Consider the following 13,281-nt stretch of genomic DNA (forward strand, 5'->3'; position numbering starts at 1 on the left):
CCAGCTTTCGAGCTGGCTTGTGCGTATTCAAGCCATGACTATTTGGGAGTGAGCGCAGGACATGTCCCGCAATTCTTATATTCAGCAGAGCTCTGACATCCAGGCCGCAGGCGGCCTGGTCCCGATGGTTATCGAGCAGTCCGCCCGTGGCGAACGTGCCTACGACATCTACTCGCGCTTGTTGAAGGAGCGAGTAATTTTCCTGGTTGGCCCGGTAGAGGACTACATGGCCAACCTGGTGGTGGCGCAGATGCTGTTCCTTGAAGCGGAAAACCCGGACAAGGATATCCATCTTTACATCAACTCCCCAGGCGGCTCGGTTACTGCTGGCATGTCGATCTACGACACCATGCAGTTCATCAAGCCGGACGTTTCGACCATCTGCATCGGCCAGGCCTGCAGCATGGGCGCCTTCCTGTTGGCCGCCGGAGCCAAGGGCAAACGCCACTGCCTGCCGAACTCGCGCGTGATGATTCACCAGCCGTTGGGCGGCTTCCAGGGCCAGGCGACCGATATCGAAATCCACGCCCAGGAAATCCTCAACATCAAGGCACGCCTGAACGAGCTGCTGGCCTACCACACGGGCCAGGATCTCGAGACCATCAAGCGTGACACCGAGCGTGACAACTTCATGAGCGCCTCGCGCGCGGCCGAGTACGGCCTGATCGACTCGGTCTACGACAAGCGGCAACTGGTATCCTGAGCCCAGGTGCCAGAGCAGGTAGGTGCCGAAAGCGCCTACCTGCGGACTTGAAAAAGCCCGCAATTGCCTTCATCTTGTGTTGCAAGCCTACCGGATTGGATCGATCGAATGACTGACACCCGTAACGGCGAGGACAGCGGCAAATTGCTTTATTGCTCCTTCTGCGGCAAAAGCCAGCACGAAGTGCGCAAACTGATTGCCGGGCCCTCGGTATTTATCTGCGACGAGTGCGTCGACCTGTGCAACGACATCATCCGAGAGGAGGTGCAGGAAGCCCAGGCCGAGAGCAGCGCGCACAAATTGCCTTCGCCGAAAGAAATCAGCGGCATCCTGGACCAGTACGTGATTGGTCAGGAGCGCGCGAAGAAGGTGCTGTCCGTAGCGGTGTACAACCACTACAAGCGCCTGAACCAGCGTGACAAGAAGGGTGACGAAGTCGAACTCGGCAAGAGCAACATCCTGCTCATCGGGCCTACCGGCTCGGGCAAGACCCTGCTCGCAGAAACCCTGGCGCGATTGCTGAACGTTCCGTTCACCATCGCTGACGCCACCACCCTGACCGAAGCCGGTTACGTGGGTGAGGACGTCGAGAACATCATTCAGAAACTGCTGCAAAAGTGCGACTACGACGTGGAAAAGGCCCAGATGGGCATTGTCTACATCGACGAAATCGACAAGATTTCGCGCAAGTCGGACAACCCGTCCATCACCCGTGACGTATCGGGCGAGGGCGTGCAGCAGGCGCTGTTGAAGCTCATTGAAGGCACCGTGGCTTCCGTGCCGCCGCAAGGTGGTCGCAAGCACCCGCAACAGGAATTCCTGCAGGTTGATACCCGCAACATCCTGTTCATCTGCGGTGGCGCCTTCTCGGGCCTGGAAAAGGTCATCCAGAACCGCTCCACCAAAGGTGGCATCGGTTTCGGCGCCGAAGTACGCAGCAAGGAAGAGGGTAAAAAGGTCGGCGAATCGCTGCGCGAAGTCGAGCCGGACGATCTGGTGAAGTTTGGCCTGATCCCCGAGTTCGTGGGCCGTCTGCCGGTGCTGGCAACCCTCGACGAGCTGGATGAGGCTGCACTGATGCAGATCCTCACCGAGCCGAAGAACGCCTTGACCAAGCAATACGCCAAGCTGTTCGAGATGGAAAGCGTCGACCTCGAGTTCCGCAGCGATGCGCTCAAAGCCGTTGCTCGCAAGGCCCTGGAGCGCAAAACCGGCGCCCGTGGCCTGCGTTCGATCCTCGAAGGCGTGCTGCTCGACACCATGTACGAAATTCCTTCGCAGAAGGATGTCAGCAAGGTGGTGATCGACGAAAGCGTGATCGAAGGTTCGTCGCAGCCGCTGCTGATCTACGAAAACAGCGAGCCGCAAGCCAAGGCCGCACCCGACGCCTGATCCAGGCGGTTGCCGGGTGATGGCGGCAAGCGAGAAGGGGGCCTACGGGCCCCTTTCTGCTTTTCCTGCCTAAGCGCTTGTAATTTCCCAAGCCTGCCCCCACATTAGGTCCAAGCATCATTTCCACCGGTTTCCGGCCATAAGGCCGCTGTAGAGGCGAAATCATGAAGACCACCCTCGACTTGCCTCTTTTGCCATTGCGCGATGTCGTTGTTTATCCGCACATGGTCATCCCGCTGTTTGTGGGGCGTGAGAAGTCCATCGAAGCCCTAGAGGCTGCGATGACGGGCGAGAAGCAGATCCTGCTGCTGGCCCAGAAGAACCCCGCCGACGATGATCCGGGCGAAGACGCCCTGTATCGCGTGGGTACCGTCGCCACCGTACTGCAACTGCTCAAGCTGCCAGATGGCACCGTCAAGGTGCTGGTGGAGGGCGAGCAGCGCGGTTCCGTCGAGCGTTTCAATGAAGTGGAAGGGCACATCCGTGCCGAAGTTTCGCTGATTGACGAGACCGACGCCGCCGATCGCGAGTCGGAAGTGTTCGTGCGCACGCTGCTGTCGCAGTTCGAGCAGTACGTGCAGCTGGGCAAGAAAGTGCCTGCCGAAGTGCTGTCGTCGCTGAACAGCATCGAAGAGCCTGGGCGCCTGGTCGATACCATGGCCGCGCACATGGCACTGAAAATCGAGCAGAAGCAGGAAATTCTCGAGATCGTCGACCTGACGACGCGGGTCGAGCACGTGCTGGCGCTGCTGGATGCCGAAATCGACCTGCTGCAGGTGGAAAAACGCATCCGTGGCCGCGTCAAGAAGCAAATGGAGCGCAGTCAGCGCGAGTACTACCTGAATGAGCAGATGAAGGCCATTCAGAAGGAGCTCGGCGATGGCGACGAAGGCCACAACGAAGTCGAAGAGCTTAAAAAGCGTATCGAAGCCGCCGGCCTGCCGAAAGACGCCCTGGCCAAGGCCCAGGCCGAGCTGAACAAGCTCAAGCAGATGTCGCCGATGTCCGCAGAAGCTACCGTGGTGCGTTCGTACCTCGACTGGCTGGTGCAAGTGCCGTGGAAGGCCCAGAGCAAAGTGCGGCTGGACCTGACCAAGGCCGAAGAAATCCTCGACGCTGACCATTACGGCCTGGAAGAGGTCAAGGAACGTATCCTTGAGTACCTCGCCGTGCAGAAGCGCGTGAAAAAAATCCGCGGGCCGGTGTTGTGCCTGGTCGGCCCGCCCGGCGTCGGCAAAACCTCCCTGGCCGAGTCGATCGCTGCCGCCACCAACCGCAAGTTCGTGCGCATGGCCCTGGGTGGCGTGCGTGACGAGGCTGAGATTCGTGGCCACCGCCGCACCTACATCGGCTCGATGCCGGGCCGCCTGATCCAGAAGATGACCAAGGTGGGTGTACGCAACCCTCTGTTCCTGCTCGACGAGATCGACAAGATGGGCAGCGACATGCGTGGCGACCCGGCCTCGGCATTGCTGGAGGTGCTGGACCCGGAGCAGAACCACAACTTCAACGACCACTACCTGGAAGTCGACTACGACCTCTCGGATGTGATGTTCCTCTGCACCTCGAACTCGATGAACATCCCGCCGGCGCTGCTGGACCGGATGGAAGTGATTCGCCTGCCGGGCTACACCGAAGACGAGAAGATCAACATCGCGGTCAAGTACCTGACCCCCAAGCAGGTCAAGGCCAACGGTTTGAAGAAGGAAGAGCTGGAGATCGACGTCTCGGCGATTCGCGACATCATCCGTTACTACACCCGCGAAGCCGGTGTACGGGGGCTGGAGCGCCAGATTGCCAAGGTCTGTCGCAAGGTGGTCAAAGAGCACACGGGCCAGAAGCAGGTCAAGGTCAAGGTTACCGGCGAGCAGCTTGAGCACCTGCTGGGTGTACGCAAGTTCCGTTATGGCCTGGCCGAGCAGCAAGACCAGATCGGCCAGGTGACCGGCCTTGCCTGGACCCAGGTGGGCGGTGAACTGCTGACCATCGAGTCGGTGGTCATCCCCGGCAAGGGCCAGCTGATCAAGACCGGCTCGCTGGGCGATGTCATGCTCGAGTCCATCACCGCCGCGCAAACCGTGGTGCGCAGCCGTGCCCGTAGCCTGGGCATTGCCGCCGATTTCCACGAGAAGCACGACGTGCACATCCACATGCCTGAGGGTGCAACGCCGAAGGATGGCCCAAGCGCGGGTATCGGCATGTGCACCGCGCTGGTATCGGCGTTGACGCAAATTCCGGTTAGGGCCGATGTTGCCATGACGGGTGAAATCACCCTGCGTGGTCAGGTGCTGGCAATTGGCGGATTGAAAGAAAAACTGCTGGCGGCTCACCGTGGCGGCATCAAGACGGTGATCATTCCCGAGGAGAATGTTCGCGATTTGAAGGAAATTCCTGAAAATATCAAACAGGATCTTCAGATCAAACCGGTCAAATGGATTGACGAAGTCCTGCAAATTGCGCTGCAATACGCGCCGGAGCCCTTGCCAGATGTGGCTCCCGAGATTGTCGCGAAAGATGAAAAGCGCGATGGCGATGCGAAGGAAAGAATCAGCACGCATTAGTAGTTTCTGGCTGGGGGGCTTTCCTTGACAGTTTTTTCGAGGCCTTGCTATAAAGCGGCACGTTATTGTCAACACGCCACCCAGCACACGTTTCAACGCTTTTCTTTACATACTTAGAAACAAACTCAATAGAGATATAAGGGGACTTAGAGTGAACAAGTCGGAACTGATTGACGCTATCGCTGTATCGGCTGACATTTCCAAGGCTGCCGCCGGCAAAGCTCTGGACGCTGTGATCGACTCCGTGACCGGTGCCCTGAAAGCAGGCGACGACGTCGTTCTGGTTGGCTTCGGTACCTTCTCGGTCAAAGAGCGCGCCGAGCGCACTGGCCGTAACCCGCAAACCGGTAAGGCGATCAAGATCGCTGCTGCCAAGGTTCCAGGCTTCAAGGCCGGCAAAGGCCTGAAAGACGCCGTCAACTAAGTCGTCTTTCAGCCGGACCCGGCCTTGCCAGGTCCGAGCACGGTCATGGCGGGTCGCAAACGTTCCCGCCTGACACGTTTGCTAAGTAAAGGCGCATCCTCGGATGCGCCTTTCTTTTATCAGGATTCTACCCACGCTCCGCGGTTGTCGATGCAGTGGTAACAGCCGTTTCTGGGGGACGCATGCTGCAAAATATCAGGGACAATTCAAAAGGTTGGATTGCCAAGTCCATCATCGGCCTCATCGTCGTATTGATGGCGTTGACCGGTTTCGAGGCTATTTTCCAGGCCGCCACCCATAGCCAGGACGCCGCCAAGGTGAACGGCCAGACCATCAGCCAGAACGAGCTGAGCCAGGCCGTTGACCTGCAGCGCCGCCAGCTGATGCAACAGCTGGGCAAGGATTTCGACCCGGCGCTGCTGGACGAAAAGCTGCTGCGTGATGCCGCGCTGAAAGGGCTGATCGATCGCAAGCTGCTGCTGCAGGGTGCAGAGGAGAACAAGTTTGCCTTCTCCGAGGCCGCACTGGATCAAGTGATTCTGCAAACACCGGAATTCCAGGTGGATGGCAAGTTCAACGCTGACCGCTTCGATCAGGTCATCCGCCAGTTGGGCTATGGCCGTATGCAATTCCGCGAGATGCTCGCCGAAGAAATGCTGATCGGCCAGGTGCGCACCGGCATCGCCGGCAGCAGCTTTGTCACCGACCAGCAGGTTGACGCCTTCGCCCGCCTGGAAAACCAGACCCGCGATTTCGCTTCCCTGACCTTCAAGGCCAACCCGGCCGCGGTCAAGGTTGGCGATGACGAGGTCAAGGCGCACTACGACCAGCATGCCAAGGAGTTCATGACCCCCGACCAGGTGGTTATCGACTACGTGGAAGTGAAGAAGTCGGCGTACTTTGATGAAGTCAAAGTGACCGATGACGAACTCAAGGCGCAGTACGAGAAGGAAATCGCCAACCTCGCCGAGCAGCGCCATGCCGCGCACATCCTCATCGAGGTCAACGACAAGGTCACCGATGCGCAGGCCAAGGCCCGTATCGAAGAGGTCAAGCAGCGTCTGGACAAGGGCGAAGACTTCGCCAAGCTGGCCAAGGAGTTCTCGCAGGACCCAGGTTCGGCCAATACCGGCGGCGACCTGGGCTTCGCTGGCCCGGGTGTGTACGACCCGGCCTTCGAGGACGCCCTGTACAAGCTGGGTGATGGCCAGGTATCGGCACCGGTGCGCACCGAATTCGGCTACCACCTGATCAAGCTGCTGGGCAAACAGGCGCCGGACGTGCCTAGCTTCGCCAGCCTGAAGGCCAAGTTGACCCATGACCTGAAAATGCCGCTGGTCGAGCAGCGCTATGTCGATGCCGCCAAGCAGTTGCAGGACGCTGCTTACGAGGCTTCCGACCTGGCTCAGCCGGCTCAGGACCTGAACCTCAAGGTACACACCTCCGCGCCGTTTGGCCGCGAAGGCGGCGAGGGCGTGACGGCCAACCGTGCGGTGATTCAGGCGGCGTTCTCCGAAGAAGTGATGGACGAGGGCGCCAACAGCAGCGCAATCGAACTGGACCCGGAAACCACCGTGGTGCTGCGCGTCAAGGAGCACCGCAAGCCTGAGCAAATGCCGCTGGAAGCCGTGGCCAAGAACATCAGCGAGCACTTGGCCAAAGAGAAGGCGACTGCCGAACTCAAGACCAAGGCAGACAAGCTGATTGCAGGCCTGCGTGATGGCTCCATCGCAGCCGGTGCCGCTCAGGACGGCCAGAGCTGGAAGGCCTTCGAAGCCGTTACCCGTGGCCAGGACGGCATTGACCCGGCCGAACTGCAGGCGCTGTTCCGCCTGGCCAAGCCGCAAGACAAGGACAAGCCGGAATACGGCAGCGTAGTCCTGGCCGATGGCAGCCTGGTTGTACTGCAGCTCAAGGGCGTGAATGAAGGTGCCGCCGCCAGCGACGAAGAGAAGCAGCAGATCCGCCGCTACCTCGCTTCGCGCGCTGGGCAGCAGGACTTTGCGGCGTACCGCAAGCAGCTGGAAGGCAGTGCCGACATCACCCGATACTGAGTGATGGATGCATGACAAAACAGGCCGCGATCAGCGGCCTGTTTTGTTTTCTGTAAGGATCAAAGCGCATGCCCCGTGTGGTAGCGACTGTCTTGTGTACAACCTAAAAGCTGACGCGATCTTTGTGGGAGCGGCCTTGTGTCGCGAAAGGGCTGCGCAGCGGCCCCGTCAATATCGGCTGCGAAGCTGCAATCGATGGGGGCGCTATGCACCCTTTTCGCGACACAAGGCCGCTCCCACAAGACGTATGTCGCGCTAGCGCTTTTCGCCCTCATAATTATCCAGCGTATCCCGCGCAATCTCCCGCCCCAGAGCAATCAGCTCCGGCGCCTTGTAAAACTCGAAAAACCGGCAAACCCGCTTCGGCACGTTGATCAGCACATCCGGCGGATAACCCGCGATCTTGTACTGCGCCAACGACGTCTGCATCACCTCGAAGCTCTGGTTGATCAAGTCCAGCAGCGACGCTGGCCCAACGTTATCGATGATGAACGAGCCGGTAGCGGATTTCGGAGCGCCTTCACCCTCTGGAGCCGCAGCCGGTTGCTGGGCCTCAGGGCTTGCTGCATCGGCGAGCCACGGGTTGGGCGGCGTGACGATCTCCTGTTCGATACGCATCAGTTCTTCCGCCGGTTTGCGCCGAAATGGCAAACGCGAGCCCAGCGAGCTGAGCAGCGCATCAAAGCGCATCTTGAACGCGGCGGGCCGCTCGATCACCGGCAACTGATAGTGCTTCTGGTTGGTTGAGTTCAGGTTGACCGCGATGATCAGGTCGCAATGGCTCGACACCACCGGCACGATCGGCAGCGGGTTGAGAATGCCGCCATCCACCAGCATGCGGTTGCCTTGCACCACCGGCGTGAACAGGCTGGGTATCGCCGCCGAGGCGCGCATGGCCTGGTGCAGGCAGCCTTCCTGAAACCAGATTTCCTGCTGGTTGGTAAGGTCGGCTGCCACCGCCGTGTAGGGGATGCGCAGCTGCTCAATGTTGATTTCGCCGACGATCTTGCGGATTTGCCCGAACACCTTGTCGCCGCGGATGGCGCCAAGCCGGAAGCTGACGTCGACCAGCCGCAGTACGTCCAGGTAATCCAGGCTCTCGATCCAGTTGCGGTAGTCCTTCAGTTTGCCCGCAGCGTAAATGCCGCCGATGACCGCCCCCATGGAACACCCGGCCACGCAGGCGATGTCGTAGCCGCGCCGTTCGATCTCTTCAATGACGCCGATGTGGGCATAGCCCCGAGCGCCCCCCGAACCCAGCACCAGTGCAACGCGTTTGCCCATGAACATTCCCCCAGCTGTGTAGCGATGCTCCTACAATGCACCGAGCATTGCCTGTGCTTCAATGTAGACTCTAGGTAAAGCACGCCGAGCAGGGCACTTTTATGATGCCTGACCGTCGAACAGCCACTCTATTTCAAACCTTTGAGGTGTTATTGATGAAAGCCTGGATCTGCCTTCCACTGATTGCTCTGGCCCTGGCTGGCTGCGCGGGCAAGACGGCCTACCGTGACAGCTGCGCGTCGCAGCTGGACGCCGCCTGGAAGGAACTCGACCTGGCCAAGGCAGAAGGTTTTGCCGGCACTGTGAGCTATTCCAAGGCGTTGTCGCTGCTGACCGGTGCCAAGACCCAACAGCAATTCGAGGGTTTTGAAGGGTGCACCAAGAAGGCCGAGAAGGCGCGCTTCTACATCCGTGAGTCGCGCGCTGGCCGTTGACCGAGGATCGTCCCATGCTCGACCACGTGGTTGCACAGATCCTCGCCTTGCAGGTGCGCCTGCTGGCGTGCCGCGAGCGCCTGGCGGCGGATACCGACAGCGAGGCGCTGCATGACCTGCGCATCGGCCTGAGGCGTTTGCGCAGCCTCTTGAGGCCCCTCAAAGGCTTGCCGGGGGTTGAGCAACTGGAGGCGGCAGCGAAAGCGCTGGGCACGCTGACCACGCCCCTGCGTGATCGCGAGGTGTTGGCGGCGGAGCTGATCGAGCGTGGCCATACCATCGCCGGGCAGCGTCGGCAACAGGGGCGGGCCACAACCTTCGCCAGTGTGGCCGGAAGCCCGCAGCTAGCACGTGTAATGGCGATACTGGATGCGTTTCCGCTGTTCTTGCGCGCGGCGGACCGCGAGGGGCTGGCCAAGTCGTTAGGCAAGCGTGTGGACAAGCGCTTGGTCAAGCAATGGCAAAAGCTGCAAGAGGCCCTGCAAGACCCCGCCCACGACCGTCATCGGCTGCGCCTGTTGATCAAGCGCGTACGCTATGGCGACCAGGCCTACCCGCAGCTCGACCACGCGGGCAAGAAGCTGCAAGGTTTGCTGAAAAAAGCCCAAGGCGACCTGGGCAACTGGCACGACCGGCTGCAATGGCTGCTGCAGGCCGAAACCCAGCCCGACCTCGCAGCCTGCAAGGCCGATTGGGAGCAGGAACTGCACGAAGCCGAACGCAAGTCGGACGCCACGCTGGATGCGCTGCAGGCCGCCCTTGAGCAGCGCAAGCCCGGCAAATGACCGAAATGCGGGCTGATTGCGGCGGGTTTGCTGGCTAGTATTGGCAAACCCCTTATTGCTGCCAGCAGGAGCCAGCCCATGAACTTCAACCAACTGCTCGAAGCCGTACGGGCAACCCCGGGTAATGTCAGCATTCCCTCGACCTGGGCACAGGGCCGGGCTGTGTTCGGTGGCCTGATGGCTGCCCTTGTCTATGAAACCATGCGCTCGAAGCTCTCCGATAACCGCCCGGTACGCTCGCTGGCGATTAGCTTTGTTGGGCCCGCGTCGCCGGATACGCCCATTCAGTTTGAGGCCGAAGTGCTGCGCGAAGGCAAGGCCGTCAGCACGGTATTGGGGCGCGCGATTCAGGATGGCCAGGTGGTGACGTTGGTGCAGGGTAATTTCGGCGCGGGGCGGCCCTCGGCGGTCAACGTCCCGGCGTTGCCAGCCATGGCGATGAAACCGCTGGAGGAGGCGGCTGCGGAGCTGCCTTACATCAAGGGCGTCATCCCTGAGTTCATGCGCCATTTCGCCTTGCGGTGGGCCGTAGGAGGCTTGCCGTTCAGTGGCAACGATTCGCGTCAGATGGGCGGCTGGGTTCGGTTACGTGACGTTGAGCAGCAGCAGGCCACCGAGGCCCACTTGCTGGCACTGGTGGATGCGTGGCCGCCGAGCCTGATGCCGTTTCTCAAGCAGCCGGCCGCAGGCAGTACGCTGACCTGGACCATTGAATTCGTCCAGCCGGTGCCGAGCCTGTCGACGCTGGACTGGTGCCGCTACTGCGTCGAAACCGAGCATGCCCGCGACGGCTATGGGCATGCCGCCGCGGCATTGTGGACGGCTGAAGGCGAGTTGCTGGCACTGAGCCGGCAGACGGTAACGGTATTCGCCTGACCTGCCTCAATGCCGATGCTTGTGCCGCTCGCGCCATGCCTTCCACCAGGCGCCACTGAGCACGAAGCGCGGGAAGGTGACGAACTGTTCGGTGAGCAGCCGTTGCACGGCGTCCTTGCGGTTGGCAAACGGCTCGGGCTGTTCAGCCTCCAGCCGGTGGCCCTGGCGCTGCATGCCGAGGCCGGCGATCAGCGAAATGATGCCGACAGCGATCTGGCTCAAGTCCAGTGCAAACAGCCCGGACAGCACCAGCAGCGCGCCGAGGATGAACAGCGGCACGGCAATCAGGTGCAGCACCAGGTTGGTCGGGTGTCGATGATTATGGTGGTAACTTCGCCATTGCCAGGCGGGTAAATTGGGCAGTCGCTTGCTCATGGGCATTTCCTCTCGGTCATGCCCAAAGCTTAGTGCGGCACCGGTGAGGCAGCCAATCGACGCTGCCTATAGTGACTATAGCTTGAGCTGGCCAATGGCTTTGTTCAGCTCTGCGGCCAAAGTTGCCAGCTCGTTGCTGGTGGTGGCCGAGCCGACGGTCTGTTGCACCGTGTTCTCTGTGACGTCGCGGATGCTCACAACCGCGCGGTTCATCTCCTCGGCCACCTGGCTCTGCTGTTCGGCAGCGACGGCAATCTGCGTGTTGCTTTCGCGCATCTGCGCCACGGCGCCCGTGATCTCGGCCAGGGCCGTACCTGCCTCCTGTGCCTGTCGGACACAATCATCGGCCTTGTAGGAACTCTCCTGCATGAATTCCACTGCGTCGCGGGTACCGGCCTGCATCGAGGTCACCATGGCGGTAATCTCGTCGGTAGAAGCCTGCACCCGCTTGGCAAGGTTGCGCACCTCGTCGGCCACCACTGCAAAGCCACGGCCCAGGTCGCCGGCACGCGCCGCTTCGATGGCGGCGTTCAACGCCAGCAGGTTGGTCTGCTCGGCAATGCTGTGGATCACCCCGACCACGCCGTTGATCTTCTGGCTGTCGTCGGCCAGTTGGCGGATCATTTCGGCGGTTTGCTGTACGCCACTGGATAGCCCGGCAATCGAGTCCTGTACCCGGCTGACCACGGCCTGGCCGCTGCCGGCGAGGGTGTCGGCCGTCTGGGACAGGTCGCGGGTGGCGCCGGCATGCTGGGCGATATGGTGAACGGTGGCCGACATTTCGTTGATTGCGGTCGCCGCCTGATCGGTCTCGCTCTGCTGGCCGAGCATGCCGTGGCGAACATCGTTCATGCTCACTGCAAGGCGAGCGGCGCCAGAGTCCAGTTGCGCGGCAGTACGGGCCACCGTGCTGACCACGCGGTGATAGGTAGCCTGCATGGCGTTGAAGGCCCCGGCCATCTGGCCAACTTCGTCTGCACACGCCAACGGCACGCGGGCAGACAGGTCGCCGGTTTTCTCTACGTGCAGCATCACGTCCTTGAGGGTGTTGAGCTGGCTCAGCAGGAAGCGGATCAGCAGCTGCGAGGCGGCAAGCATCGCCAGCATCAGGATCAGGACGCAGACGGCATAGTTGGCGAAGCGGTCGACAAACACTTCGCGCAGGCTGGGCGCCGGGGCCGGTTCGGCCAGGTGCGGTTGCGGCTGGCCCGCGGGCCAGGCCGCCAACAGCTGTGTCTGGGCTTGGGCAATGGCCTGGGCAGCCTCCGCCCGCGCCTGTTGTTCCAGGTGCACCGCATAGAGCACCAGCAGCAGGGTTGTAACAAAGGCCACCGCGTTGACGGCCCAGAATTTGTACTTCAGGGAAATGTTGCTAAGCCAGGTACCCATGGGCAGGTCTTCTCTGAGTTGAGCGGAAACAGCATTGGCAAGGTGCCATCATTGTGATCGCTCAAAACAGAGGGGTGTTGATGTGAATCAACGAAGTGTTTATGCCGGCACAGCCTCAGGTGATGTTGAAGAATGCCCGGCCAGCAGCCGTCGTATGCGCCGCCGTCACTTCAACCGGCTCACCCCGATGCAGCGCCACCTCGCGCAGCACCTCTGGCAAAAACGCCGGCTCGTTGCGCCCGTTCTTGGGCTTGGGCCGCAAGCTGCGCGGCAACAGATACGGCGCGTCGCTTTCCAGCATCAGGCGCCCCTGAGGAATATTGCCCATCAGCGGATGCAGGTGCGTGCCGCGTCGCTCATCGCAGATCCAGCCGGTGATGCCGATGTGCAGGTCCATGTCCAGGTAGGCAAACAGCGCCTGGCGCTCGCCGGTAAAGCAATGCACCACGGCAGCGCTCAAGTGGTCGCGGTAGTCCTTCAAGATGGCCAGTAGCCGCTCGCTGGCGTCACGCTCGTGCAGAAATACTGGCAACCCTGTTTCGGCGGCCAGTGCCAATTGCGCCTGAAGGGCTTTCTCCTGCAGTGGGCGAGGGGAGAAGTCGCGGTTGAAATCCAGCCCGCATTCGCCCACGGCCCGTACTCGCGGTTCGCTCAGCAACTGGCGCAGTTGTCGCTCGCTGTTGGCATCCCAGCTTTTGGCGTCGTGCGGGTGTACGCCAGCGGTTGAATACAGGTGGTTGCCATGCGGGTCCAGCTGCTGGCAAAGCTCCAGGGCTTGCTCGCTCACCTCAAGGCTGGTGCCGGTGAGGACCATCTGCACCACGCCGGCTTCGATGGCGCGCTCGACGATGGCGGCCTGCTGGTCGTGGAAACTGCTGTTGGTCAGGTTGACGCCGATATCGATCAGTTGCATGGTGCTACCTCGTGCCGCGGGGCGGCCAGCATAGCAAAAACCGCGATATTCGGAAAAAAGCCAAGAACTTCAGGCTGTTGCCGTGGTCTTT

Annotated in this window: 12 protein-coding genes and 1 pseudogene; 8 read left to right on the forward strand and 5 right to left on the reverse strand. The window is 61.0% G+C overall.

Annotated elements, in window-relative coordinates; all coding sequences use genetic code 11:
- Positions 1-61 precede the first annotated feature (61 nt).
- The 5 genes from clpP (at position 62) to PVV54_RS08625 (ending at position 7,134) form a co-directional block, all read left to right on the forward strand.
- A complete protein-coding gene (gene clpP / locus PVV54_RS08605; protein ID WP_274909518.1) occupies positions 62-703 on the forward strand; it encodes an ATP-dependent Clp endopeptidase proteolytic subunit ClpP in 642 nt (213 codons plus the stop codon).
- A gap of 108 nt (positions 704-811) precedes the next feature.
- Complete coding sequence (gene clpX / locus PVV54_RS08610) at positions 812-2,095, forward strand: ATP-dependent Clp protease ATP-binding subunit ClpX (RefSeq protein WP_054903203.1); 1,284 nt, start codon at positions 812-814, stop codon at positions 2,093-2,095.
- Between the two features lie 164 nt (positions 2,096-2,259).
- Positions 2,260-4,656: an endopeptidase La gene (gene lon / locus PVV54_RS08615; protein WP_274909519.1), complete on the forward strand. Its 2,397-nt coding sequence runs from the start codon at positions 2,260-2,262 to the stop codon at positions 4,654-4,656.
- 151 nt (positions 4,657-4,807) lie between these two features.
- A complete protein-coding gene (gene hupB / locus PVV54_RS08620) occupies positions 4,808-5,080 on the forward strand; it encodes a nucleoid-associated protein HU-beta (RefSeq protein ID WP_054883552.1) in 273 nt (90 codons plus the stop codon).
- Positions 5,081-5,262: 182 nt separating this feature from the next.
- Positions 5,263-7,134, forward strand: a complete 1,872-nt coding sequence (locus PVV54_RS08625) for a SurA N-terminal domain-containing protein (protein ID WP_274909520.1) — start codon at positions 5,263-5,265, stop codon at positions 7,132-7,134.
- 255 nt (positions 7,135-7,389) lie between these two features.
- Here PVV54_RS08625 and PVV54_RS08630 read toward each other — a convergent pair whose 3' ends face one another.
- Positions 7,390-8,418, reverse strand: coding sequence for a patatin-like phospholipase family protein (locus tag PVV54_RS08630; RefSeq protein ID WP_274909521.1), 1,029 nt, complete (start codon positions 8,416-8,418; stop codon positions 7,390-7,392).
- Between the two features lie 155 nt (positions 8,419-8,573).
- Here PVV54_RS08630 and PVV54_RS08635 point away from each other — a divergent pair, with 155 nt between their 5' ends.
- The 3 genes from PVV54_RS08635 to PVV54_RS08645 all read left to right on the forward strand — a co-directional run bounded on the left by PVV54_RS08635 (position 8,574) and on the right by PVV54_RS08645 (position 10,513).
- On the forward strand, positions 8,574-8,852 hold the full coding sequence (locus PVV54_RS08635) for a hypothetical protein (protein ID WP_039602373.1): 279 nt from the start codon (positions 8,574-8,576) through the stop codon (positions 8,850-8,852).
- 14 nt (positions 8,853-8,866) lie between these two features.
- The gene (locus PVV54_RS08640; RefSeq protein WP_274909522.1) at positions 8,867-9,637 is read left to right on the forward strand and encodes a CHAD domain-containing protein; all 771 of its coding nucleotides are present in this window, start codon (positions 8,867-8,869) and stop codon (positions 9,635-9,637) included.
- A gap of 78 nt (positions 9,638-9,715) precedes the next feature.
- On the forward strand, positions 9,716-10,513 hold the full coding sequence (locus tag PVV54_RS08645) for an acyl-CoA thioesterase (RefSeq protein ID WP_274909523.1): 798 nt from the start codon (positions 9,716-9,718) through the stop codon (positions 10,511-10,513).
- Positions 10,514-10,519: 6 nt separating this feature from the next.
- Here the strand turns inward: PVV54_RS08645 and PVV54_RS08650 are convergent, their stop codons facing one another.
- From PVV54_RS08650 to PVV54_RS08660, 4 genes and pseudogenes are all read right to left on the reverse strand, one after another.
- The gene (locus tag PVV54_RS08650; protein ID WP_274909524.1) at positions 10,520-10,888 is read right to left on the reverse strand and encodes an Mpo1-like protein; all 369 of its coding nucleotides are present in this window, start codon (positions 10,886-10,888) and stop codon (positions 10,520-10,522) included.
- Positions 10,889-10,963: 75 nt separating this feature from the next.
- The gene (locus PVV54_RS26565; protein ID WP_446731456.1) at positions 10,964-11,512 is read right to left on the reverse strand and encodes a methyl-accepting chemotaxis protein; all 549 of its coding nucleotides are present in this window, start codon (positions 11,510-11,512) and stop codon (positions 10,964-10,966) included.
- Positions 11,513-11,830: 318 nt separating this feature from the next.
- A pseudogene (locus PVV54_RS26570) lies at positions 11,831-12,277 on the reverse strand (HAMP domain-containing protein); the annotation flags it as partial.
- A gap of 115 nt (positions 12,278-12,392) precedes the next feature.
- Positions 12,393-13,190, reverse strand: coding sequence for a TatD family hydrolase (locus PVV54_RS08660; RefSeq protein WP_274909526.1), 798 nt, complete (start codon positions 13,188-13,190; stop codon positions 12,393-12,395).
- Between the last annotated feature and the right edge of the window lie 91 nt (positions 13,191-13,281).

This window comes from Pseudomonas sp. PSKL.D1, from assembly GCF_028898945.1.
Taxonomy (GTDB): Bacteria; Pseudomonadota; Gammaproteobacteria; order Pseudomonadales; family Pseudomonadaceae; genus Aquipseudomonas.

Coding starts and splice junctions, on each gene's coding strand:
- clpP (WP_274909518.1), top strand. CDS start 62: ATGTCCCGCAATTCTTATATTCAGCAGAGCTCTGACATCCAGGCCGCA.
- clpX (WP_054903203.1), top strand. CDS start 812: ATGACTGACACCCGTAACGGCGAGGACAGCGGCAAATTGCTTTATTGC.
- lon (WP_274909519.1), top strand. CDS start 2,260: ATGAAGACCACCCTCGACTTGCCTCTTTTGCCATTGCGCGATGTCGTT.
- PVV54_RS08625 (WP_274909520.1), top strand. CDS start 5,263: ATGCTGCAAAATATCAGGGACAATTCAAAAGGTTGGATTGCCAAGTCC.
- PVV54_RS08630 (WP_274909521.1), bottom strand. CDS start 8,418: ATGGGCAAACGCGTTGCACTGGTGCTGGGTTCGGGGGGCGCTCGGGGC.
- PVV54_RS08635 (WP_039602373.1), top strand. CDS start 8,574: ATGAAAGCCTGGATCTGCCTTCCACTGATTGCTCTGGCCCTGGCTGGC.
- PVV54_RS08640 (WP_274909522.1), top strand. CDS start 8,867: ATGCTCGACCACGTGGTTGCACAGATCCTCGCCTTGCAGGTGCGCCTG.
- PVV54_RS08645 (WP_274909523.1), top strand. CDS start 9,716: ATGAACTTCAACCAACTGCTCGAAGCCGTACGGGCAACCCCGGGTAAT.
- PVV54_RS08650 (WP_274909524.1), bottom strand. CDS start 10,888: ATGAGCAAGCGACTGCCCAATTTACCCGCCTGGCAATGGCGAAGTTAC.
- PVV54_RS26565 (WP_446731456.1), bottom strand. CDS start 11,512: ATGATCCGCCAACTGGCCGACGACAGCCAGAAGATCAACGGCGTGGTC.
- PVV54_RS08660 (WP_274909526.1), bottom strand. CDS start 13,190: ATGCAACTGATCGATATCGGCGTCAACCTGACCAACAGCAGTTTCCAC.